Here is a 21,940-nt window from a genome sequence, read left to right on the forward strand (position 1 = left end):
CGGCGGTGGCGCCGACATCTGTCCTGTCGCGCCCAGGCGCCACCGCCGTCCGGCACCGCCCCACCCGGCTCCCGGGCACCCTTCGCAGCCTTGGCCATTCGCTCCCCCAGCGCGCCGGCATCGTGGACGATGGGCCCGTACTCCTACCCTACGGACCCGTTGCTGGAGCCGAATATGGCCAAGAGCGTGCCGGTTCACTGCCCGACGTGTCGTCGGGAGCACTCCTTCACCCCGCCCACCTTCCCCTGCGCGTGCGGCACGCCCCTCACGCTGCCCGTCCTTCCCGACGCCACCCCCGAGTTGCTGGCCCACCGCACCTGGCGCGACTCGTGGGTCGCGGTGCGCTGCCCCTCCTGCGACCGGCAGGACCAGTGGCCACGGCCGGAGTTCGGCTGCGCGTGCGGCACGGTGGTGCGGCTGCCCGTCCAGCCGGTGCGCGAGCCCTCGGACGACGTGGGCGAGGCGGCGCCGACGGTGCTGCGCCCCGAGTTCCGCCCGGTCGCCATCCGGACCGCGGACGACGCGGTCGTGGCGGCCGAGCGCTATCTGACCTGGCTGGGCTTCTCGGGCGTCACCCGCCCCGGCGACCCCGCCGAGGCCGGCGTCGACCTGCGCGGCGTCGCTCTGGTCTCCCGCGTCGACCCCACGACCCTGCCCTCGCCCCTGCGGGCCGTCGAGTGTCTGTGGCTGCACGGTCTGATCGACTCCGCGACCGGTGTCTTCTTCTCCCTCGCCGGTTACGAGCGCGACGCCCGCGACCGGGCGGACGAGCTGCGCCTGCCGCTGTTCGTGATGGACCTGACCGGCACTCCGCAGCCGCTCAACGCCCCGGCCGACGAGCTGGTCGAACGGGGTCCGGTGTGATCCGGCGCACCGCCAACCTCAAGTTATCCTCTGAACTCCCCCCATCCCATGGCCAGTTGCCCCTCCGAGGGCGGAGACTCCGTATGGGCCCGCGAGACGGACGGGGGATCGCGGGCCCTCCAATTCCCCTCGCGGCGCCTTCCGAGAGCTCCCTCTCGGCGCCGTCGAGGCGCCCTAGGAGCCCTCGGCCGCCGCCAGGACCGCCGTGGCCTGCTCGCGCAGCTCCACCTTGCGGACCTTGCCGCTGATCGTCATGGGGAACGACTCCAGGATCCGTACGTGGCGCGGGACCTTGTAGTGCGCGAGCCGCCCGCGGCAGTAACGGGCGAGCTCGTCGCGGCCGAGCGTCTCGGCGGGGTCGCGCAGTATGACGCAGGCCATGATCTCCTCGCCGTAGCGCTCGTCGGGGACGCCGATGACCTGGACGTCGGAGATCTTGGGGTGCGTGTGCAGGAACTCCTCGATCTCCCGCGGGTAGACGTTCTCCCCACCCCTGATGATCATGTCCTTGATGCGCCCGACGATCCGTACGTAGCCGTCCTCGTCCATCACCGCGAGGTCACCGGTGTGCATCCAGCGGTCGGCGTCGACGGCCTCGGCGGTGCGCTCCGGGTCGTCCCAGTAGCCGAGCATCACCGAATAGCCGCGGGTGCACAGCTCGCCGGGCTCGCCGCGGCCGACCGTCTCGCCGGTGTCGGGGTCGGCGATCCGCACCTCGATGTGCGGCAGGACCCGGCCCACGGTGCCGGTGCGGCGCGTCAGGTCGTCGTCGCGCCGGGTCTGGGTGGACACCGGTGAGGTCTCCGTCATCCCGTAGCAGATGGCGACCTCGGACATGTGCATCTCGGTGACCACCCGCTTCATCACCTCTTCCGGGCACGGCGAGCCGGCCATGATGCCGGTGCGCAGCGAGGAGAGGTCGTAGGTGGCGAAGTCGGGGAGGTCGAGCTCGGCGATGAACATGGTGGGCACGCCGTAGAGCGAGGTGCAGCGCTCGCGCTCGACGGCGTGCAGGGTGGCGACGGGGTCGAAGGCGGGGGCCGGGATGACCGCGCAGGCGCCGTGGGAGGTGATGGCGAGGTTGCCCATGACCATGCCGAAGCAGTGGTAGAAGGGCACGGGCAGGGCGACGCGGTCGGCTTCGGTGTAGCCGAGGAGCTCCCCCACGAAGTAGCCGTTGTTGAGGATGTTGTGGTGGGAGAGGGTGGCGCCCTTGGCGAAGCCGGTGGTGCCCGAGGTGTACTGGATGTTGACCGGGTCGTAGCAGCTGACCTGCGCCTCGCGTTCGGCGAGCCGTTGGCAGGCCACGCCCTCGCCGAGGCTGATGAGGCCGGCCCAGGTGGGGTCGTCGATGTAGACGACGTCGCGCAGCGCCGGGCAGTCGGCGCGGACCTGCTCGACCATGCGCCGGTAGTCGCTGGTCTTGTGCTCGGTGGAGGCGATGAGCACGCTGATGCCGGCCTGCCGCAGGACGTATCCCAGCTCGTGGACGCGGTAGGCGGGGTTGACGTTGACCATGATGGCGCCGACGCGGGCGGTGGCGTACTGGACCATCACCCACTCGGGGCAGTTGACCGCCCAGATCCCGACCCGGTCGCCCTTCGCCACCCCCTTGGCGAGCAGCCCGAGCGCGACCTCCTCGACGGCCCGGCCGAACTCCGCGTAGGTCCAGCGCCGGCCGCTGGCCACGTCGACCAGCGCCTCGCGGTCGCCGAAGCGTTCGACGGTGAAGGCCAGGTCGGCGCCGATCGTGTCGTCGATCAGCGGGATGGTGTGGCTCCCTGCCGTGTACGAGGGTGTGCTCACCGGTGGTCTTCCTCTCGGTACTCGGTACCGCCGCCCCGCACGGTGTGCTCGCGCAGTTCGACGCGGCGGATCTTGCCGGACACGGTCTTGGGCAGCTCGGCGAACTCCAGGCGCCGTACGCGCTTGTAGGGCGCGAGCGTGGCACGTGAGTGGGCGAAGAGGGCCTTGGCCGTCTCCGGTCCGGGCTCCCAGCCCTCGGCGAGGACGACGTACGCCTTGGGCACGGCCAGCCGCAGCGGGTCGGGGGCGGGCACGACGGCGGCCTCGGCGACGGCCTCGTGTTCGAGGAGCGCGCTCTCCAGCTCGAATGGGGAGACCTTGTAGTCGCTGGATTTGAACACATCGTCTCCACGGCCGATGTAGGTGATGTAGCCCTCGGCGTCGCGGGAGCCGATGTCGCCGGTGCGGTAGTAGCCGCCGGCCATGGCCTCGGCGGTGCGCTCGGGGTCGCCGGCGTAGCCGGTCATCAGGCCCACCGGCCGTGCGGAGAGGTCCAGGGCGATCTCGCCCTCCTCGGCGGGTTCGCCGGTGGTGGGGTCGAGGAGGACGACGCGGTATCCGGGGCTGGGGCGGCCCATGGAGCCGGTCTTGAGGGGCAGGCCGGGCGGGTTGGCGATCTGCACGGAGGTCTCGGTCTGCCCGAAGCCGTCGCGGATCGTCACGCCCCAGGCCCGCCGCACGGTCTCGATGACCTCGGGGTTGAGGGGCTCGCCCGCGGCGACGGCCTCGCGCGGCGGGGTGCGCAGCGCGCCGAGGTCGGCCTGGATGAGCATGCGCCACACGGTGGGCGGTGCGCAGAAGCTCGTCACGCGCGCCCGGCCCATCTCCGCCATCAGGCGGGCGGCGTCGAAGCGGGCGTAGTTGTGGACGAAGACGGTGGCCTCGGCGTTCCAGGGGGCGAACAGGCTGGACCAGGCGTGCTTGGCCCAGCCGGGCGAGGAGATGTTGAGGTGGACGTCGCCGGGGCGCAGCCCGATCCAGTACATCGTCGTCAAGTGGCCGATGGGGTAGGAGATGTGGGTGTGCTCGACGAGCTTGGGCTGAGCGGTGGTACCGGAGGTGAAGTAGAGAAGGAGGGTGTCGTCGGCGCGGGTGGGGCCGTCGGGGACGAAGGTCTCGTCGGCGTGCGCGGAATCCTCGTAGGCGAGCCAGGGCGCGGCGGGCCGGTCGGCCGCGCCGCCGACCGCGATGCGGGTGTAGTCGCCGGGCACGTCCGCGAACTTCCCGGTGTCCTCGGCCCGTACGAGCACATGGGCGGCGCGGCCGCGCTCGATGCGGTCGGCGAGGTCGGCGGGGCCCAGCAGCGGGGTGGCGGGGATGACGACGGCGCGCAGCTTCATCGCGGCCAGCGCGGTCTCCCACAGTTCGGCCTGGTTGCCGAGCATGACGACGACGCGGTCGCCGGCCCGTACGCCCTGTGCGCGCAGCCAGTTGGCGACCTGGTCGGAGCGGCGGCGCAGAGCGGCGAAGGACAGCTTGGTCTCCGCCCCGTCCGGCTCGACGATCCACAGGGCGGTGCGGTCGTTGTCCTCGGCGATGGCGTCGAACCAGTCGAGCGCCCAGTTGAACTCGCGGGGCCGGGGCCAGACGAAGCCCTCGTACGCGGTGGGGTAGTCGTCGCGGTGCACGAGCAGGAAGTCCCGCGCCGCCCGGAAGCGCGCCGCGGCGGCGCTCGGCCCGTCCGTGTCCGTCAGGCTCATAGACGTCACATGTCCTCCAGTGAACGGGGCGCGTCGCCGGCCCGCTGGTTAGCATCGTGCGACGGTGATCCGAGTCTCACCACCCCCGGACGGGGGTGGCCGCATTTCATTGGATACGGAGATTCCGGCTTCGCGTCCAGGACCGGGGAGGCAGCGATGGGAGATCCGGACGGCGCGGCCGAGGTACGGGCGGCGCTGCTGCGGATGCGCAAGGGCGCCGGGCTGCCGGTCGCCTTCGGCGGACTGCTCGTGGGGGCGCGACAGTTCCGCATATCGGACATGACCGGGACGACGACGCCGGTGCTGCGCGGCCTGGCGATCCGCACGGGCAGCGGCCTGGGCGGCAAGGCGGCCGCCCTGGCGCGCCCGATGTCGGTCACCGACTACCAGTCCTCGCACGTCATCACCCACGAGTACGACGCGGCGGTGGAGGCGGAGGGGCTGTGCTCGGTGCTGGCGGTGCCCGTGGTCGTACGGGGCCGGGTGCGCGGCGTCCTCTACGGCGCGCTGCGGCGGCCGCTCGCGCTCGGCGACCGGTCGCTGACCGCCGCGGTCGACGTGGCGCGTGAGCTGGAGCAGGCGCTGGCCGTGCAGGACGAGGTGGCGCGGCTGCTGTCGGTGGCCCACCAGCCGACCACGGCGGACCCCGCGATGTGGGAGGAGGTCCGCGAGGCCCACGGCGAACTCCGCGCCCTGGCCCACCGCGTCACCGACCCGCTCCTGCGCCAGGACCTCCTCGCCGCGTGCCGGCGCCTGGCGGCGGCCGGGGCGGGTCCCGGACCGGCGGCGGGTCCGCGCGTCGAGCTCTCGCCGCGCGAGGTCGACGTCCTCGTGTGCGTGGCATCGGGTGCCACGAACGCGGCGGCCGCGGAACGGCTGGGCTTGCGCCCGGAGACGGTCAAGAGCTACCTGCGTTCGGGGATGCGGAAGCTGGGGGCGCATACGCGCATGGAGGCGGTGGTGGCGGCGCGGAGGGTGGGGGTGTTGCCGTGACGCCGGGCGCTGTGCCTTGGCGGTTCGGGGCGTGGCGGTTCGTGGTGGGCGCGGGTCACTGATGTCCTCGATCTCCCCCAGCTACCGCTGGGAGGTGCCGCCAGCCGGGCTGGAAAATCCAGCCCGGCCACATCCAGCCCGTCCGGCCATTGAGGACCGGGGCCCGGGGCGGAGCCCCCCGCGCGGCGGAGCCGCACATCGATACAGCGGGAAGGGGCGGGTAGGGGGGAAAGGCCCTCGCCGCCCACGCCCCGTCAAAGTACCGTCAAAGCCATGGCACTCAGGGTCAACGGACTGTCAATGAAGCGGTGGGCGCGGTGCCGGCCGGGCATAGCGTGAGCGGGCCGCACCGCGGCCGCACCCCACCCGACACCCTCCGAGGACCGTCATGCATCTGAGCCGGACCCCCGCGGAAGCCGCGGCCATCGCCGCCGTGGACAGCCCGCAGGCCGACGACGGAGAGCCCTCCGAACCATCCCATCCCGCCGGCACCGCCCCGGCGCGGCCGCTGTACGTGCCCGTGCGGCCCTGCGCCGACGGCTACGCCCTGCGGGTCTTCCGCTCCCCCCTCGGCGCCCGGACCGCCGTCGCCTTCACCACCGAGCGACGGCTTTCGGACATTCTGGGCCCCGGCCAGCCCGCCATCCGCCTGGCCCTGCCGGCCGTACGCGCCCTGGCCGAACCCCTCGGCGTCGAGCTCGTCTCCGTCGACCCCCAGCTGACCGCCCCGCCGGTGAAGCCGGTCCCGGTGGAGCGCACCGGCGCGCTGCCGACGCCTCCCGGGTAGGGCGGAGCGGGCGTACCGGCCCCGGCCCGCGCCCCCGCACATCAGCGGATGCCGTGCGCCCGCCCCCTCGCCTCGCATCCCCTCTCACCCCCGTAGGAGGCCCCCGTGTCACTGCCGCTCGCCCCCGTATCCGTACCGCCGCCGCCCGACGAGCCCTCCCGCGCCCCCGTCTGGCCCGCCTCGGCCCAGGCCCTGCCCTCCGGCGACCTGGCCATCGGCGGGGTGCCGCTCGCCGAGCTCGCCGACCGCTTCGGCACGCCCTCCTACGTCATCGACGAGGACGAGGTACGGGACAGGGCCCGCGCCTGGCGCGCGGCCCTGCCGCACGCCGACGTCGCCTACGCCGGCAAGGCGTTCCTCTCCCGCGCGATGATCCGCTGGATCGACGAGGAGGGCCTGTCCCTGGACGTCTGCTCCGCCGGGGAGCTGGAACTCGCCGCGCTCAGCGGCTTCCCCGCCGAACGGATCGTGCTGCACGGCAACGCCAAGAGCCCCGGCGACCTGCGGGCCGCGCTGCGCCTGGGCGTGGGCCGCGTCGTCATCGACGGCACCGGCGAGATCGCCCGACTGGCGGCGCTCGTACCGGCGGGGTTCCGCCAGCGGGTGCTGGTGCGGGTCGTTCCGGGCGTGGCGGCGGGCGCGCACACGGCCGTACGGACCGGGGTGGAGGGCCAGAAGTTCGGGCTGCCGATCGCCGGCGGCGAGGCCGAGGAGGCGGTGGCGCGGATCCTGGGCCAGCCCCGGCTCGAACTGGTCGGCCTGCACTGCCACCTCGGCTCGCAGATCGCCGACCTCGGCCCGTACGTGGAGGCGGTGCGGCGGCTCGTACCGCTGCTGGCCCGGCTCCGCGACCGGCACGGGGTCACCTTCCCCGAGCTCGACCTCGGCGGTGGCTTCGCCATCGCCTACCGCGCCGGCGACCCGGCCCTCTCGCCGCGCGCGTACGCCGACCGGGTGGGCGGCGAACTGGCCTTGCAGTGCGCGCGCTTCGACCTTCCGGTGCCCCGGCTGACGGTGGAGCCGGGGCGCTGGATCGCCGGCCCGGCGGGCGTCGCGCTCTATCGGGTCCTGGCGGTCAAGTGCACGGGCGAGCGCACTTTCGTCGCCGTGGACGGCGGCATGAGCGACAACCCGCGCCCCGCGCTGTACGGGGTGCGCTACACCGTCCGCCTCGTGGGCCGCGCCTCCGCCGGGCCGTCGCGGACCGTGACCGTGGTGGGCCGGCACTGCGAGGCGGGGGACGTCCTCGCCGAGGACGTGCCGCTGCCGGCGGACGTCCGGCCCGGTGACGTACTGGCCGTCCCGGCGTCCGGCGCGTACCACCTGTCGATGTCCTCGGCCTACAACCTCGTCGGCCGGCCGCCGGTGGTCGCCGTGTCGGAGGGCCGCGCCCGGCTGCTCGTACGCCGGGAGACGCTGGAGGACCTGCGCAGGCGCGACGTCGGGGAGTGAGCGCCGAGGTCAGCCGGTGGCGGGTGCGGCGACGCGTACGTCGTGCGCGGTACCGGGCGCGGCCATGGCCAGCACCCGGGCCGCCTCCTCCTCCAGCGCGCGCCGGTCCGCCGGGCGGATCCGCTCGAAGGGCTCGACGCGCAGCGTCGTGCTCTCCGGCGTCCGGTCCAGGCGCCAGGTGCCGCGGATGAATCCGTCGAGGACGACGGTGGGCGCGGCACGGTTGACGCGCCAGACGCGGCGGAGGTGCTCGGGGGTGACGACGCGGGCGCGGTCGGCGTGGGAGAGCGCGATGTTGTCGAACTCGGGCAGAAGGCGTACGGGCGCGTCCGTGTCGGGGTCCGGCAGCGGCGCGTCGGGCAGGTCGAACAGCTCGGTGCCGTTCTCGTCGCGGAAGGTGCGCAGGCCGGGGCGGAGCTCGTCGACGACCGCGCGGAGCCCGGTCAGGCCGCACCACTTCTGCATGTCCTTCACGGACGCGGGGCCGAACGCCGCGAGGTAGCGGCGCAGGGCGGCGCCCGCGTCGGGGCGCGGGTCGGGCTCGTGGCCCAGCCAGATCGCGGTGGTGGTGTGCGCGGCCGGCCCGCCGCGACCCCACAGGCCGCGCGGCGGCACCTGTACGAGCGGCAGCAGCGTACGGGCGGCCATGGCGAGGTCCTGCGGCGCGCTGTCGGGCCAGTGCGCGGCGAGCTCCTGGCCGAGCTCGTGGAAGGTGTACGGGCGCCCGGCGACGAGCTCGCGGGCGAGCGCGGCGACGCGGTCGAGGTCCACGCCGGAGAGGCGCTTGCCCTGGTTGCCGCGGAAGGCGCGCTCCTGCACCGGCTGGCACAGGGAGCGCAGGGCGAGGCAGTCGCGGGCGCTGACGAGGTGGAGGGTGGAGCGCATGACGGCGATGCGGACGGTGGCCCGGGAGGCCAGGAGGCCGGACAGCTCCTCGGGGTCGAAGCCGTCGAGGCGGGCGGCGAGCGCGTAGTAGGGGTCCATCGGCGACTGCGCCTGGAGGCCGACCAGGTGTTCGACGGCGTCGAGCGGGGACAGCCCGGCGCGGCGGAGCAGCAGCTGTCGCTCCAGGAGAGCGCGATTGAGGGCACGTACGGTCAGCACTGGGGACCCGTTCGTCGTCATGTGATCACGTTAGGAGAGATGACCGACAGAAACGGTCCTGGCCTCTGTTCAGGTGCCGCAATTCGGTCCGTATACCCTGTTCTGTAATCCAGTGATCAGATGACTCGGTGATCCGGCCGGGGACGAGCGAGCGGGAGCGTACCCCCATGCCCGAGAACCCTCCGCGCCGTCGTCGGCCCGCGCCGAAGAAGCACTCCCTGTGGCCGGGGTCGGACAGCGCCGAGCCGCAGGCGGCCGGTCCGGCGAACGGTGACGGGAGCGTCGTCCAGGCCGCCGTCTACCGCGACGGCCACCGCGTGAGCACCCCGACCTCGCTGTCCGACACCTACCGGCAGCTGCGCGAGCGGCCCGACGCGATGGCCTGGATCGGCCTGCACCGCCCCACCGAGCGCGAACTCCTCTCCCTCGCCGAGGAGTTCGACCTGCACCCGCTCGCCGTCGAGGACGCGCTCGAAGCCCACCAGCGGCCCAAGCTGGAGCGCTACGGCGACACCCTCTTCGTCGTCCTGCGCGCCGCCCGCTACCTCGACGCCCCCGAGGAGGTCGACTTCGGCGAGCTCCACCTCTTCGTCGGCCCCGACTTCGTGATCACCGTCCGGCACGCCGCGGCCCCCGACCTCTCCGCGGTCCGCGCCCGCATGGAGGCCACGCCGGAGCTGCTGGCCCTGGGCCCGGAGGCGGTGCTCTACGCGATCCTCGACGCGGTGGTCGACGGCTACGCCCCGGTCGTCGCGGGCGTCCAGAACGACATCGACGAGATCGAGACCGAGGTCTTCGGCGGCGACCCGGCGGTCTCCCGCCGCATCTACGAACTGGCCCGCGAAATGGTGGAGTTCCAGCGCGCCACCCGCCCCCTGGTCGGCATGCTGAACGGCCTCATGGCAGGCTTCGCCAAATACGGCACCGGCGACGAACTCCAGCGCTACCTGCGCGACGTCGCCGACCACGTCACCCACACCAGCGAACGCGTCGACGGCTTCCGCTCGGCCCTCGCCGACATCCTCGCGGTCAACGCCACCCTGGTCACCCAGCAGCAGAACGCGGAAATGCGGGCGCTGGCGGAGGCGGGCTTCGAACAGAACGAGGAGATCAAGAAGATCTCCGCCTGGGCCGCCATCCTCTTTGCACCCACGTTGGTGGGAACGATCTACGGCATGAACTTCGAAACCATGCCGGAACTCCACTGGGCGGCGGGCTACCCCTTCGCGATCCTGCTGATGGCGGTGGTCTGCGTCAGCCTCTACGTCATCTTCAAGAAGCGCGACTGGCTGTAGAACGCAGCTCGGCACTCTTGATCAACTTAGTGTTTGCCACCCTCAAGAAGCAGGCTCCCGGGCCCTCTGGGGAGAATCCGCGGGGCACTCCCCCACACTCTGCCGCTGCCCCTCCCGGGCCGGAGCCGGGCGCTCGCCGGAGGCCCGGCCGACGCCGGGTCGGCGAAATGCTTGGCGTGCGGGGCCGCCGGAACCGGGTAACGTCTTTGTCATGTTCTTCCAGACGCCGATTTACGAGTGAGAGCGTGACGGGCCCCTGCTGACGTCCTTCGAGGTCGCCGCGCCCGTCCCCCACCGATAAATCCGTAGATCACTTCACCTCATTTGCCGGGAGAACCCGTGACCGACAGCAAGAACGTCAACAACCCCATAGGCCAGGGCGGCGGCCAGCGCAAGAAGCTGTCCCGCGCCGAACGGCAGAACAACGGTCCGCACCGCAACCGCGACCGCCAGAGTGCCGCCGACCAGAAGGCCGAGCTGGTGCGCAAGATGCGCGAGAAGGCAGCCGCAGCTGAGGGCGCCGGGCAGGCGAGCGACGACACCGCCGAGAGCTGACGTACCGCCTCCGCAGGGCGGCACCGCACAGGGCAGGGCCCGGACCGCGACGCGCGGTCCGGGCCCTGCCGTAGTCAGGCGAGCGGCGGATCAGCCCGGCGTCACCGCATCCTCTGGCACTCCGAACCACTCCTCCAGCGCCTCCGCCAGCCCGGCCGTCGACGTCGGCGCCTGCGCCCCCGCGTCGGCCGCCCAGGCCGTGAAGCCGTCCGGACGGACGAGGACCGCCGCCAGTTCCGGGCGGGACGGGCAGCCGGCCGTCAGGGTGTCGACGCGGTCGGCGTACCCCGCGGCGAGGGCGCGGAGCTCCGGGTCGTCGGTGAGGTCGAGCAGGAGCGCCCGGCCGCCGTGGAGATGGTCCGCGAGGCGGGTGCCGTCGGTGAGTTCGAGGTCCGGGGTGCTGCGGCCGGTCAGCGGGTGCTCGCCCGGCAGCTCGTACCGCACCCCGGCACTGTTGAGCCGCGCGGTGAGGTACGTGGTGCCCGTGACCGTCTCCGCCAGGTCGCTGACGATCTCGCGCAGGGCCCTCGACTGCGGGTCCGGGCGCATGGCCGCGACCTGGGACCGGGTCCAGTCCAGGATCTGCGCGCCGACCGGGTGCCGCTCGGAGGTGTACGTGTCCAGCAGCCCTTCCGGCGCCCGGCCGGAGATCACCGCGGCGAGCTTCCAGCCGAGGTTCATCGCGTCCCCGATCCCCAGGCTCAGCCCCTGGCTCCCGAACGCGGAGTGCACGTGCGCCGCATCGCCCGCCAGCAGCACCCGGCCCTTGCGGTACTCGGTGACCTGGCGGGCGTGGTCGGTGAAGCGGGTCGCGGTCCGCACCTCGGTGATCGTGACGTCCACGCCGGATACGCGGCGCAGCCGCGCCTGAAGGTCCTCGATGGTGACCGGCGCGTCCCGGTCGGCCGGCGGGCCGTCGAACTCCACGGTGACGATGCGGCCCGGCATCGGCCCGTGGGCGTACACCCCGGTATCCGTGGCGGCCCAGCCGACCTCCAGGTCCTCGGCGCCGGTCATCTCCACGACCGCCTGGTGACAGGTGATCTCCGGGTCCGTACCGGGGAATTCGAACCCCGCGAGCTTGCGGACCGTGCTGCGGCCGCCGTCGCAGCCCACGAGCCAGCCGGCGCGTATCGGCCCGGCGCTCGTCCGCACGGTGACGGCCTCCTCGTCCGCTTCGAAGCCGGTCAGCTCCACCCCCCGGCGCACGTCGACGCCGAGCTCGTCCGCCCGCTCGCCGAGCAGCCGCTCGATGTCCTGCTGCGCCACGAGAGCGATATCGGCGGCGGGCCCGGCGTCGCCGAGGCCCGGCTCCGTACGGTCGACCAGGTCGGCGCGCAGCATGATCCCGGCGAAGTGCCCGACGAACCCGAGCCCTTGGTTCGCAGTCCTGCCTCCGTCCCCGCCGTTGCGCTCGCGCATGAACGCGTAAAAACGGTCCATCGATTGCTGCTGCACCTCGGCCAGCGCGGGCAGCATGCCCCGGCGGTAGAGCGCCTCGGCGCTGGGCGTGGTGATCGCCCCGCCCTTGATCGTCGGGTTCACTTCGGTGAGGCGCTCCAGGACGGCCACCCGCGCGCCTCCGAGCCGGAGCTCACAGGCCAGCATCAGTCCGACCGGGCCGCCTCCGGCCACTACTACGTCATAGTTCATGGCGCCCACTATGACTGAGGGTCAAAAAGGCCCTTTCACCGCCCTGACCAGCCACAACAGGCGCCGCGATGTCAAGGGACCGGCCCCGCGAGGACGGAGGGGGAACGGGCCGTCCGCGCTCTTGCCCGGCTACCTCACCCGCCTCCCGCCGGTGTCCCGGCCGGTCCTCGATCGGCTCGATCAGGTGGTCGGGCGATCAGGCGGTCGGGCGCAGGGCGATCTGCTGCTGGAACGTGATGCCGTGCCGGGTCAGGGCGTGCTCCAGGACGCCGCGGGCGGCGTAGTGGGCCAGGGCGCGGGCGTCGGCGCCGGCCTCGGAACCCGGCAAGGTGATCGCCTGCGAGGGGGCGGAGAACACCACGTACAGCCCGGGGTTGACCCTTCTGCCGAAGCAGGCGTCCCTCAAGGCCGTCAGCGACTACAGCTGCCATGGGCTCGGACGGACGCCGGTCCCGGCGGCCGGGCACAGCGTGGGAGAGTCGCCCGCCGCCTCGTGCGTGACGGTGAACTCCCCTCGTGTACGGGAGCGGGCGCGCTACGCCGACGGCCGGAAGTCGGTGATCGTCTACGGGGAGTCGATCGCCGTCCGGGTCGCGGGCGTCATGGTCGTGACGCTCACGGGACGGGTGACGGAGGGTCTCGGCGCGGGCGGCACGGCGCACCGCACGGTCCGGATGCTGCCTGCGGAGTCCCCGATGGCGTGTCTGACGCCGCCGGGGCTGGGAGGCGTCACCGGAGTGGGCGCGCTGAGGATCCTGCCGGGTGAGAAGGGGGCGCCGTAGGATCCGCCGTGCAAGTAACGAAGCAGAACGCATGCGGTCCGTCCCGCGTAGCTCTGCGTAGTGTCTCCGTTGGCATCCGGCCACGGTGATTCCTCAAAAAGCCGTTTGGCGGACGCCGGCGACCACCGCTACATTTTTCCGGAGGCCGTGCGAGAGATCGAGGAGGTGGTACCCGTGAACGCAGTATCGACATGGGTGCTCCCCTCCGGGGTCACGGTCGGGCGATAGGCAGGTCGTCCGGGAGCGCCGTTCCAGTGCACTCCCGAAAGGCACGACCATGCATTTCACTTCCGAGCAGCGCCTCGACGACGGCGTCCTCGAACGCGAATTCACCCTCGGTGAGATCCCCGGCATCCTGTGGACACCCGCATCCGCATCCGCACCGGCGCCACTGATCCTGCTCGGCCACCCTCCTCTGGGGCTGCGCAAGATGTACCCCCGGCTGGTGGCCCGGGCCCGGCACGCCGCGGCGGAGGGCTTCGCCACGGCCACCATCGAGCTCCCCGGAAGCGGCGACCGGCCCCGTTGGCCCGCCGCCGAGCAGGCCCGCGCCGACCTGCGCCGGGCGATGGAGGCCGGCGAACCGGTCAGCGACGAGATCGTCGACGCCCTCGTCCTCCCGCTGGTCGACAAGGCGGTCCCGGAATGGCAAGCCGCCCTGGACGCCCTCCTTTCGCTGCCCGGGATCGGCGGCCCGGTCGGGTACTCGGGGGGAGTGATCTCCATCGGCATCCGGCTGGCGGTGGTCGAGCCTCGCATCTCGGCCGCCGTTCTGTTCGCCGGGAGTCTCGTGCCTCGCGCCCTGTTCGAGGAGGCCCGGCAGGTCACCATTCCACTGCACGTCCTGCTGCAGTGGGACGACGAAGGGAACGACCGGCAGGCGGCCCTGGACCTGTTCGACTCCTTCAGCTCCAAAGAGAAGTCCCTGCACGCCCATCTCGGCGGGCACACCGGCGTCCCGCAGTTCGCGGGGGACGCCGCGGCCCAGTTCTTCACCCGGCATCTGGAGTGAGGCCGGGCCGTCAGGCCGGCAGCGGACGGTAGCTGATGTCGGCCGGCCTGCCGCTCATCGAGGACAGGTACCGGCCCTCCGCAGTTCGGCGGCTACCCGTCGGCTGGTCCTGTCCTCGTTCGTGGCGCCGTTGCTGGTGATGGTGGTGCAGCTGTGGCCGGCGTCGAAGGGCACCGCTTTGCGGCCCTTCGCGAGGAGGGTGTGCACGTTGTGGAGCGTCCGGGCCGGTGGACGCACAACCGCAATGGCAAGGCCCGTGGGGCCCGGTGAACGGGATCATCGTGCACCACACGGTGACGATGGGTACCGGCGAGGTCGTCCAGCGCGTCGAGGACGGGAAGACGAAGGCGGCGGTACCGTCGCCGACACCGCCGCCTACAGCGGTCGCGTAACCGACAGGGCCCCCTCACCCCCCATGCCCGGGTAGGGGGCCTTCGCCGTAACAGCGTGGGTCACGTGGGCCGGCCCGGGCTGGTAGAGGGTGCGGTGTGGCGTGAGGATGGCTGTGGCGTCCGTGTGGCCGGTCCAGATGTGGCCGTGACCGTTGTAGCGGGGAGTGATGTAGGACCACTCGAGGTTCCCGGCGATCATCCATCGCAGCGCTTCCACGTATCGCGTCACCACGGGGCCCTGGCCGGCCGCCGTGCCCAGCACGCGGGTGCTGAGGGCGCAGAACGTGTCTTCGGTCTGTCTGACGGTGTCGGCGACGCGGTCGACCGCGGCTTGGAGGTTGCCGCCGTTGGCGGCGAGGGTGAGGGTGATCTCGTTGATGGTGTCGCCGCTGTAGAGCTCTTTGCGGTACGAGAAGATGTCGTTGATGCCGATCCAGTGGCGGGCCACCAGGCGGTTGAGCCGGCCCAGTTCGGGCATGGTGGCGAGGTGGGGCGTGAGGTCGGTGTCGAGCCCGTACTCCAGGAGCGGGAAGCAGCATTCGCCCACGCTCTTGATCCGCGATCCTTCGTAGGCGGCCAGGTCGACAGACGTGCTGTCCTGCAGCCAGCCCCGCTCCGTGCGGCAGGCTGCGAAGAACCCCTTCATCTCATGAGCGAAACGGCCCCACAAGGCTGTTGACATGCCGGCGCGGAGACGTTCCTTCAAGGCTGCCAGCACTCGCGGGTAGGTAGTCCGCGGAGCGGCCCGGTCGTCGTCGAAGAGGACGTCCAGTTGGTGCAGACCCAGGCGTTCCAGGCGGGAGTCGGGGGCGTGGACGAAGAGGTCGTCGATGCTGAACAGGACGTCGATCCAGTGGCAGATGACCTTCGTGCGGTCGGTGTCGGTGGTGGCGTAGGCCAGCAGGTTCCACAAGGTGGTCCGCTGGTCGAGGAAGTGCTCGAAGGCGTGGGGGCAGTCGTCGTGGGCCTGGCGCAGGCTGGCGTCCAGCCAGGCGCGGCAGGAGGCTTCGAGGCGGCCGATGCCGGGGCGGTGCAGTGCGGGTTGGAACCGGGGGAAGGAGGGCAGTCGGAAGCTGGGGTACGGGCCTGGTTCCGCGGCGTCGTCCGGGCCCCTGCCGGGGGCGGGGAGTGTGGTCAACGCCGGCTTCCTCGCGGCTGGCGCCGGTGCAGGAGGAGAGGCTGTTCGGCGGGAACGAGCAGGAAACGCGGAAGAGGGCGGACAGGCCCCCGCTCGGTGGGGCGCAGTTGCCAGGTCTGGGCGATGGTGGCCAGGGCCAGGGTGGTCTCGGTCATGCCGAAGAACTCGCCCATGCACCGGCGGCGTCCGGCGCCGAAGGCGAGAAAGGACTGCCGTTGTGCGGTGGTGAGGCGTTCGGGCAGCCATCGGTCCGGGTCGAGCCGTCGGGGATCGGGAAAGACCTCGGGGTTGCGCTGCAAGGCGTAGGGGCTGATGAGGACGTCGGCGCCCTTGGGCAGGCGGTATCCGCAGACCTCGGTGGGCTCGACCACGATGCGGCTGAGCAGCCAGGTGGGCGGGTACAGGCGCAGGACCTCTGTCAGCAGCCGCTTGGTGTACGGCAGCGAGGGCAGGTCGTCGAAGGTGACCGGGCGGTCGCCCAACGCGCCGTGGACTTCTTCCCACAGCCTCGTCTCGATCTCAGGGTGGCGTGCCAGGAGTTGGAAGGTCCAGGCGAGCAGCGAGGCGGAGGTTTCGACGCCCGCGGCCAGCACCGACATGACCTGGTCGCGCACCTCGGCGTCATCGGGGCGGCGCCCGCTGCCCTCGTCACCGGCCATGATGTGCGACAACAGGTCCTGTCGGCTCTGCTCCTGCTGCCGGTACTGGGTGATGACCTCGTCGATGGCTTCGTCCAGGCGGCCACGGGCCTGGTCGAAGCGCCGGTTCGCCGGGGTGGGGACGCGATGGACCCAGCCGGCCGGGATCAGCATCCGGCGCAGCAGGCCGCGCAGAAGCTGCGGCAGGGCGCCCGCCATCACCTCCGCCGCCTGCTGCCCGGCCGGCGCCGACACCAGCGTCCGCGCGACCACCAGCGCAGCCACCTGGTACATCGCGGCACCGACATCGAGTACCTGACCCGCCCGCCACGGCGAGATGGCCTCCACCACACACTCACGCATCACATCCGCGTAGCCCGCGACCCGGCTGCGATGGAACGCCGGCTTCATCACCGGCCGCTGCACCTGGTGATCCTCGGCGTTGCAGGTGATCACGCCGTTCCCGACCAGTTGCCGAGCCGCCTCCATGAACGGCCCGCCCTTGTCGAAACGCTCCTGCCGGGAGACCAGTACTTCCATCGCCGCCTCGGCACTGTTCACCAGGAAGCACTCCCGGCCCACCAGCCGCAAGGCAACCACCGGATCCGAGGCGCGCCGCTGCTCCAGGAAACCCAGCGGATCCACCACCAGCCGCCCCGCATGCCCGAGCAACGGGAGCCCTGCCGGGGAGCTCCGGACCGTCTGCTGCATGGCATTCCCCCGGTGATCGCCGATGGTTATCGCGCGGAGCATACAACTATGTGCATTCGATAGGCGACTCTCGGTGACTGGCGCACCGGACTCCGCCTGCTCGCGCACGCATGTAATTTCACGAACCGCGAGCCCGGAGCGCCCGACACCTGCGCGTGCGGCGACACCGTGGCCTACAGGTCGCGTGGCCGACAGGGGCTCCTCACCCCCAAGCCCGGGTGAGGGGGGTTGAAAGCCAGCTGCGAACACGCATGACGCCCTACGAGGGGCGGGTCTCGCCGCGAGAGGCTGACGCCGCCCATACCGTCCATCGCCACCAGCGACGAGTGAACCGACCGCCGTCGGCCACCCCGGCCGGTGCCCGTAGCCGGGCACCGGCCGGTGGGAAGCGGGTCAGTCAAGCGCGGGGTAGTCGGTGTAGCCGTGTCCGTCGCCGCCGTAGAAGGTGGACGGGTCCGGGGTGTTGAAGGGGCCGGCGGCTGCGAGGCGGGTCGGGAGGTCGGGGTTGGCCAGGAACAGGGCGCCGAAGGCGATCATGTCCGCGGTGCCGTCCTCGATCAGGGTGAGGGCGTCCGGGCCGGTGGCCCGCGGGTGGGTGAACGGGTTGAGGATCAGCGCGGTCGGCCACTGCTTGCGCAGCCGCAGTGTCAGGTCGCGGTCCGGGCCTTCCATGATGTGCAGGTAGGCCAGGTCCAGCGGGGCGAGCCCGTCCAGCAGTGCCTCGTAGACCTCCGCCAGGTCGTCCTCGGCGATGTCGTTGTACGGGTTGCCCGGCGAGACGCGGAAGCCGACGCGATCGCCGCCGATCGCCTCGGTCACCGCGGCGGCGACCTCGACGGCGAACCGGATGCGGCCGTCGATGTCACCGCCCCAGCCGTCGGTGCGCCGGTTGGCGTTGGGGGCGAGGAACTGGTGGATCAGGTAGCCGTTCGCGCCGTGGATCTCCACACCGTCGAAGCCGGCGGCGATCGCGTTGCGGGCGGCGTCTGCGAAGTCGGTGATCGTCCGCGCGATCTCGGCCTCGCTCAGCTCCCTGGGCACCTCGAAGTCCTTGGGGCCCTCGTGCGTGTACACCTGGCCCTTGGCCGCCACGGCCGAGGGGCCCACCGGCACCACACCGTCGGGGAGCAGGCTGTGGTGGCTGACGCGGCCGGTGTGCATCAGCTGCGCGAAGATCACTCCGCCTTCGCGGTGCACCGCGTCGGTCACCTTCCGCCAGGCCGCGACCTGCTCGGCGGAGTGCAGGCCCGGGGTGTCGGGGTAGCCCTGTCCCACCACCGACGGCTGGGTGCCCTCGGTGACGATCAGGCCCGCGCTCGCGCGCTGGGCGTAGTAGGTCTCCATCAGCGGCGTCGCCGTGGCACCGGGGCCGAAGGCGCGACTGCGGGTCATGGGGGCCATCGCGACGCGGTTGGCCAGGCGCTTGCCGCCGAGGACGATCGGGTCGAACGCAGTGGTCATGGATCGATTTCCTTCCGGGTTCACGTTCCCTCGCGGGTTACCTGTCCGAACAAGTAAATCGATTCGGTCCATTCCTGGGTAGCTCGGTGACGTGCATCACGGGCGTTCGTGCGTCTGCATCGCTGGTACGTTGTTCGGACAGTGAGAGCTCAACGGAAAGGGAATCCGATGGCACAGACACCGCCCGTCACCGCCACCGTCCCCGTGCCCGCGGCGGCCGGCGGCGGGCCCGTCAGTCACGCGATCTTCCGCGTCAGCCGTCTGCACCGCATGATCGCCGGGCAGTTGCTGCGCCGCGTCGGCCTGCACGTCGGCCAGGAACTGGTGATGATGCACCTGTGGGAACTGGGCCCCCAGCGCCAGACCGACCTCGTGCGCCTCCTCGACTCCGACGCCGCCACCATGACCCGCACCGTCAAGCGCCTGGAGCAGGCGGGATTCGTCCGCCGGCGCCCCAGTGACACCGACAAGCGCGTGGTGATCATCGAGCCCACCGCCGCCAGCCAGGCCCTGCGCCGGGAGGTGGAGGGCATCTGGTCGGAGCTGGAATCCGGTGTGATCGCCGACCTCGCCCCGGAGGAACAGGCCACGGCCCTGCGGCTCCTGGGCCGTATCGAGCAGAGCCTGGCCCGCTTCGCCGACACGCCGCCACCGGGCGCGTGACCGGGCCCGCCTCCCTCAAGAGGTCATCTGCCAGGCCCGCCTCCCCTCAAGAGGTCATCCAAGGGGTCACCTGAGCTGGCGGCGGACCAACTCGTGGAAGAGGCCGCCCGTGTCGGCGAGCAGCTCGGCGGGGGTGCCCTGCTGGACGATCCGGCCGTCCGACATGGCGATCACCCGGTCGGCGTCCATGATCGTGGACAGGCGGTGGGCGATCACGATCCGGGTGGCCCGTAGCGCGCGGGTGGACTCGATGACCACGCGCTGGGCCTCGTTGTCCAGAGCGCTGGTGGCCTCGTCGAAGAAGAGGACACGCGGCTTGCGGATGAGGGCCTGGGCGATCATCAGGCGCTGGCGCTGGCCGCCCGAGACCGTGCCGCCGCCGTCGGAGAGCATGGTGTGCATGCCCATGGGCATGGCCTTGATGTCCTCGGCCAGCCCCGCCATCGCGGCCGCCTCCCACGCCTCCTCCAGCGGATACGTCTCGGCCCCGGAGATGCAGTCGAGGATCGAGCCGGAGAAGGGCTGGGCGTTCTGCAGGACGACGCCGCACTGCCGGCGCACGGCCGCCCGGTCGAGCGCGGCCAGGTCCTGGCCGTCGTACAGCACACTGCCGGACGCCGGCTTGTCGAAGCCGATCAGCAGCCGCAGCAGGGTCGACTTGCCGCAGCCGCTGGCCCCGACGATCGCCACGAACTCCCCCGGCCGCACCTGGAACGACACGTCGTCGAGGACCAGCGGGCCGTCGTCGGTGTAGCGGTAGGACAGGCTCTTGGCCTCGACGGTGCCGCTCAGCTCGCCCGGCTGGGCACCGGCACCGGCCGTCTCGGGGAGCTCCCGGAAGATCGGCTCGACCTCCTCGAACATCGGCTGCACGGCGGCGGCCGAGAGGAGCGCGCCGGTCAGCTGGGTGACCGAGGACAGCAGCATCGTCACGGCGGTACTGAAGGTGAGGAACTCACCGGCGGACATGCTGCCCCGGGCCGGGCCGGCCAGCAGCATGAACATCACGAGCGTGCACAGCGGCAGACAGACCGCGTTGAGCACCGTGACGACGTTCTTGATCCGGCCGATGCGCTGCTGCAGCTCGCGGGTGCGGGCGAACTGCCGGGCCCAGGCGGCGTAGGCGAAGGACTCGGCCGCGGCGACGCGCAGCTTGGGCAGTCCGCGCAGGGTCTGGAACGCCTGGTTGTTGAGCTTGTTGCCGAGCTTGATCAGCTGCCGCTGGTAGCGCAGCTGCCACAGCCCCAGGCCCAGGAAGACCACGGCGATGACGAGCAGCATGGCGACCGCCGCCATCGCGAGCGGCACGCTGTAGACGAGCAGCAGCACGAGGTTCATCGTGCCGACGGTGCTCGCCTGCACGGTCACCGAGCCGATGCCGGACAGCACGCGGCGGATGGAGCTGATGCCCATGGCGGCGCTGGCCAGTTCGCCGGTGGAGCGGCCGGCGAAGAACGTCGTCGGCAGCCGCAACAGCCGGTCCCACACGGCCGGTTGCAGCGTGGCCTCGATGCGGCCCTCCATGCGCAGGATGGAGATGCTCTGGAGCAGCATGAAGGCGGCCGAGACGACGCCGGTCGCGATGAGCGCCAGGGCGGTCTGCACGATGAGGCCGTTCTCGGCGTCGGGGACGTACGAGCCGAGCACCTTGCCGGTGGCGATGGGGACGAGCCCGCCCAGGGCGACCGCGACCAGCCCGCCCAGGAGGATGCCGCGCAGTTCCCTTCCGGTGCCGCGCACGCTGAAGCGCAGCAGCCGCAGGAGGCTCGGCCTGCCGTCGGGCAGCGGGCGGTAGAACATCACGGCGCGCGGTGCGAAGTCGCCCTCGTTGGCCCGGTCCACGCGCTCCCGTGCGCCGGTGGCGGGGTCGACGGCCTCGTATCCGCCGCGCCGCCACAGCAGGGCGACCGGCGTGCCGTCCTTCTCGCGGCTGCCCACCAGGGGCCCGGTGTTCTCCCGCCACCAGCGGTCGCCGAGCCGGACGGGGCGGGTGCGGATCCGCGAGGCGAGCGCGACGCGTTCGACGGGGTCCGTCCGCCCGGCCCCGGCGCCCGTCCCGGCCGGTTCGGACAGGGCGATGCCCGCCTCACCGGCGACCAGGCGGCACACGGCGAACGTCGCGTCGTCGCTGGCGGCGCCGCGCCGGGGGCCCTTGCCGGAGCGGTCGATGGAGGCCAGCAGGTCCCGGTCCGCCTGGGTACGGGCCGTTTCGCCGGCCTGGATGCCGGCGGCCGTACGGTCCTCGTGGGCGCGCTCCAGCTGCTCGATCCAGTGGTCGAGGGCGTAGAGGAGCCGGTACTGCTGGTCGACCATGCCCTGCCACATGGCCGGGTCGACGAGGAGGGTGCCGACCGCCTCCGCCTCGTACGCCGCGCCGTACCGCACGCTGCCCGGGGTGATCCGCATCCACAGGATGTCGTCGTCGGCCCCGCCCGGGCCGGTGGCGGCGCGGCCGTCCAGCGGTGCCTGGTAGAGCACGCGCAGACCGCGGCCGATGCCGCGCGCGAAGGCGTCCTCCAGGGGGCTCGGCATCGGGACGGCGTCGTCGTACCCGTACTGCCCCTGGTCGTACGCCCCCCAGGCGCCGTCCGGGTGGACCTGCGGGTCGCCGTACTCCGGGCGGTACAGCTCGCGCAGTTCGACGCGGCGCAGCAGGCAGCCCTGCCGGGGCCGGCCGACCAGGGTGTGCTCGGGGCCCTCGGCCGGGCCCAGCAGGAGCGTGCCCGCCTCCAGCCGGCCGAGGAAGTGCCAGTGCCCCTGCCGCGCGGCGTCGACGGCGAACAGGTCGAGCTCGCCGGCCACGACGAGCCACAGCACGAGCGGGCCCTCCAGGGACAGGCTGCGCAGGCCCGCGCAGTCGACCGGTGTGCCGAGTCCGCCCAGGGCCGCCACGACGGGGTCCGGGGCGGCGGTGGCGTAGTACGGAGACGTCAC

The 21,940-nt window shown here is 72.2% G+C and carries 17 protein-coding genes and 1 pseudogene; 9 read left to right on the forward strand and 9 right to left on the reverse strand.

The window, feature by feature from the left end; genetic code table 11:
* The first annotated feature begins 174 nt into the window (after positions 1 to 174).
* Positions 175 to 864 (forward strand): hypothetical protein, encoded by a 690-nt coding sequence (locus ACZ303_RS12895; protein WP_467338094.1) that lies wholly within the window; start codon positions 175 to 177, stop codon positions 862 to 864.
* A gap of 174 nt (positions 865 to 1,038) precedes the next feature.
* Here ACZ303_RS12895 and ACZ303_RS12900 read toward each other — a convergent pair whose 3' ends face one another.
* Positions 1,039 to 2,670 carry an AMP-binding protein gene (locus tag ACZ303_RS12900; protein ID WP_467338096.1) on the reverse strand — a complete coding sequence of 544 codons (1,632 nt, stop codon included), beginning with the start codon at positions 2,668 to 2,670 and terminating at the stop codon, positions 1,039 to 1,041.
* Positions 2,667 to 4,370 (reverse strand): AMP-binding protein, encoded by a 1,704-nt coding sequence (locus ACZ303_RS12905; RefSeq protein WP_467338098.1) that lies wholly within the window; start codon positions 4,368 to 4,370, stop codon positions 2,667 to 2,669. The genes ACZ303_RS12900 and ACZ303_RS12905 overlap by 4 nt, the downstream gene beginning before the upstream one ends.
* 156 nt (positions 4,371 to 4,526) lie before the next feature.
* Here ACZ303_RS12905 and ACZ303_RS12910 point away from each other — a divergent pair, with 156 nt between their 5' ends.
* The 3 genes from ACZ303_RS12910 to lysA all read left to right on the forward strand — a co-directional run bounded on the left by ACZ303_RS12910 (position 4,527) and on the right by lysA (position 7,602).
* Positions 4,527 to 5,363 (forward strand): helix-turn-helix transcriptional regulator, encoded by an 837-nt coding sequence (locus ACZ303_RS12910; protein WP_467338100.1) that lies wholly within the window; start codon positions 4,527 to 4,529, stop codon positions 5,361 to 5,363.
* A 388-nt stretch (positions 5,364 to 5,751) separates the two neighbouring features.
* The gene (locus ACZ303_RS12915; protein ID WP_467338102.1) at positions 5,752 to 6,150 is read left to right on the forward strand and encodes an SAV_915 family protein; all 399 of its coding nucleotides are present in this window, start codon (positions 5,752 to 5,754) and stop codon (positions 6,148 to 6,150) included.
* Between the two features lie 105 nt (positions 6,151 to 6,255).
* Positions 6,256 to 7,602 carry a diaminopimelate decarboxylase gene (gene lysA / locus ACZ303_RS12920; protein WP_467338104.1) on the forward strand — a complete coding sequence of 449 codons (1,347 nt, stop codon included), beginning with the start codon at positions 6,256 to 6,258 and terminating at the stop codon, positions 7,600 to 7,602.
* A 9-nt stretch (positions 7,603 to 7,611) separates the two neighbouring features.
* Here the strand turns inward: lysA and ACZ303_RS12925 are convergent, their stop codons facing one another.
* Positions 7,612 to 8,727, reverse strand: coding sequence for a winged helix DNA-binding domain-containing protein (locus ACZ303_RS12925; protein ID WP_467338106.1), 1,116 nt, complete (start codon positions 8,725 to 8,727; stop codon positions 7,612 to 7,614).
* A 146-nt stretch (positions 8,728 to 8,873) separates the two neighbouring features.
* On the opposite strand from ACZ303_RS12925, the gene ACZ303_RS12930 reads away from it, so the two are divergent.
* Entirely contained in the window at positions 8,874 to 10,001 is a 1,128-nt protein-coding gene (locus ACZ303_RS12930; RefSeq protein ID WP_467338108.1) for a magnesium and cobalt transport protein CorA, read from the forward strand.
* Positions 10,002 to 10,340: 339 nt separating this feature from the next.
* A complete protein-coding gene (locus tag ACZ303_RS12935; protein WP_467338110.1) occupies positions 10,341 to 10,556 on the forward strand; it encodes a DUF6243 family protein in 216 nt (71 codons plus the stop codon).
* Positions 10,557 to 10,646: 90 nt separating this feature from the next.
* Here ACZ303_RS12935 and ACZ303_RS12940 read toward each other — a convergent pair whose 3' ends face one another.
* Both ACZ303_RS12940 and ACZ303_RS12945 read right to left on the reverse strand, forming a co-directional pair.
* On the reverse strand, positions 10,647 to 12,209 hold the full coding sequence (locus tag ACZ303_RS12940) for an FAD-dependent monooxygenase (protein WP_467338112.1): 1,563 nt from the start codon (positions 12,207 to 12,209) through the stop codon (positions 10,647 to 10,649).
* Between the two features lie 199 nt (positions 12,210 to 12,408).
* Positions 12,409 to 12,537: pseudogene (locus ACZ303_RS12945) on the reverse strand (MarR family transcriptional regulator); the annotation flags it as partial.
* 46 nt (positions 12,538 to 12,583) lie between these two features.
* Between ACZ303_RS12945 and ACZ303_RS12950 the strand changes: the two are divergent.
* Together ACZ303_RS12950 and ACZ303_RS12955 are read left to right on the forward strand one after the other, a co-directional pair.
* Positions 12,584 to 12,991 carry a hypothetical protein gene (locus ACZ303_RS12950; RefSeq protein ID WP_467338114.1) on the forward strand — a complete coding sequence of 136 codons (408 nt, stop codon included), beginning with the start codon at positions 12,584 to 12,586 and terminating at the stop codon, positions 12,989 to 12,991.
* A gap of 277 nt (positions 12,992 to 13,268) precedes the next feature.
* Complete coding sequence (locus ACZ303_RS12955) at positions 13,269 to 14,003, forward strand: dienelactone hydrolase family protein (protein WP_467338116.1); 735 nt, start codon at positions 13,269 to 13,271, stop codon at positions 14,001 to 14,003.
* 375 nt (positions 14,004 to 14,378) lie between these two features.
* On the opposite strand, the gene ACZ303_RS12960 is transcribed toward ACZ303_RS12955, so the two are convergent.
* The 3 genes from ACZ303_RS12960 to ACZ303_RS12970 form a co-directional block, all read right to left on the reverse strand.
* A complete protein-coding gene (locus tag ACZ303_RS12960; RefSeq protein WP_467338118.1) occupies positions 14,379 to 15,533 on the reverse strand; it encodes a terpene synthase family protein in 1,155 nt (384 codons plus the stop codon).
* Entirely contained in the window at positions 15,530 to 16,990 is a 1,461-nt protein-coding gene (locus ACZ303_RS12965; RefSeq protein WP_467338120.1) for a cytochrome P450, read from the reverse strand. Before ACZ303_RS12965 ends, ACZ303_RS12960 begins: the two co-directional genes overlap by 4 nt.
* A gap of 285 nt (positions 16,991 to 17,275) precedes the next feature.
* Positions 17,276 to 18,343: an alkene reductase gene (locus ACZ303_RS12970; RefSeq protein WP_467338122.1), complete on the reverse strand. Its 1,068-nt coding sequence runs from the start codon at positions 18,341 to 18,343 to the stop codon at positions 17,276 to 17,278.
* 168 nt (positions 18,344 to 18,511) lie between these two features.
* On the opposite strand from ACZ303_RS12970, the gene ACZ303_RS12975 reads away from it, so the two are divergent.
* Positions 18,512 to 19,006 carry a MarR family winged helix-turn-helix transcriptional regulator gene (locus tag ACZ303_RS12975; RefSeq protein WP_467338124.1) on the forward strand — a complete coding sequence of 165 codons (495 nt, stop codon included), beginning with the start codon at positions 18,512 to 18,514 and terminating at the stop codon, positions 19,004 to 19,006.
* A gap of 66 nt (positions 19,007 to 19,072) precedes the next feature.
* Here ACZ303_RS12975 and ACZ303_RS12980 read toward each other — a convergent pair whose 3' ends face one another.
* Complete coding sequence (locus tag ACZ303_RS12980; protein ID WP_467338126.1) at positions 19,073 to 21,940, reverse strand: NHLP bacteriocin export ABC transporter permease/ATPase subunit; 2,868 nt, start codon at positions 21,938 to 21,940, stop codon at positions 19,073 to 19,075.

This window comes from Streptomyces sp. NPDC023527 (assembly GCF_055560115.1).

Excerpts from the sequence above, each read along its gene's own strand:
- ACZ303_RS12895 (WP_467338094.1), top strand. The coding sequence starts at position 175 with ATGGCCAAGAGCGTGCCGGTTCACTGCCCGACGTGTCGTCGGGAGCAC.
- ACZ303_RS12905 (WP_467338098.1), bottom strand. The coding sequence starts at position 4,370 with ATGAGCCTGACGGACACGGACGGGCCGAGCGCCGCCGCGGCGCGCTTC.
- ACZ303_RS12910 (WP_467338100.1), top strand. The coding sequence starts at position 4,527 with ATGGGAGATCCGGACGGCGCGGCCGAGGTACGGGCGGCGCTGCTGCGG.
- ACZ303_RS12915 (WP_467338102.1), top strand. The coding sequence starts at position 5,752 with ATGCATCTGAGCCGGACCCCCGCGGAAGCCGCGGCCATCGCCGCCGTG.
- ACZ303_RS12925 (WP_467338106.1), bottom strand. The coding sequence starts at position 8,727 with ATGACGACGAACGGGTCCCCAGTGCTGACCGTACGTGCCCTCAATCGC.
- ACZ303_RS12930 (WP_467338108.1), top strand. The coding sequence starts at position 8,874 with ATGCCCGAGAACCCTCCGCGCCGTCGTCGGCCCGCGCCGAAGAAGCAC.
- ACZ303_RS12940 (WP_467338112.1), bottom strand. The coding sequence starts at position 12,209 with ATGAACTATGACGTAGTAGTGGCCGGAGGCGGCCCGGTCGGACTGATG.
- ACZ303_RS12955 (WP_467338116.1), top strand. The coding sequence starts at position 13,269 with ATGCATTTCACTTCCGAGCAGCGCCTCGACGACGGCGTCCTCGAACGC.
- ACZ303_RS12970 (WP_467338122.1), bottom strand. The coding sequence starts at position 18,343 with ATGACCACTGCGTTCGACCCGATCGTCCTCGGCGGCAAGCGCCTGGCC.
- ACZ303_RS12975 (WP_467338124.1), top strand. The coding sequence starts at position 18,512 with ATGGCACAGACACCGCCCGTCACCGCCACCGTCCCCGTGCCCGCGGCG.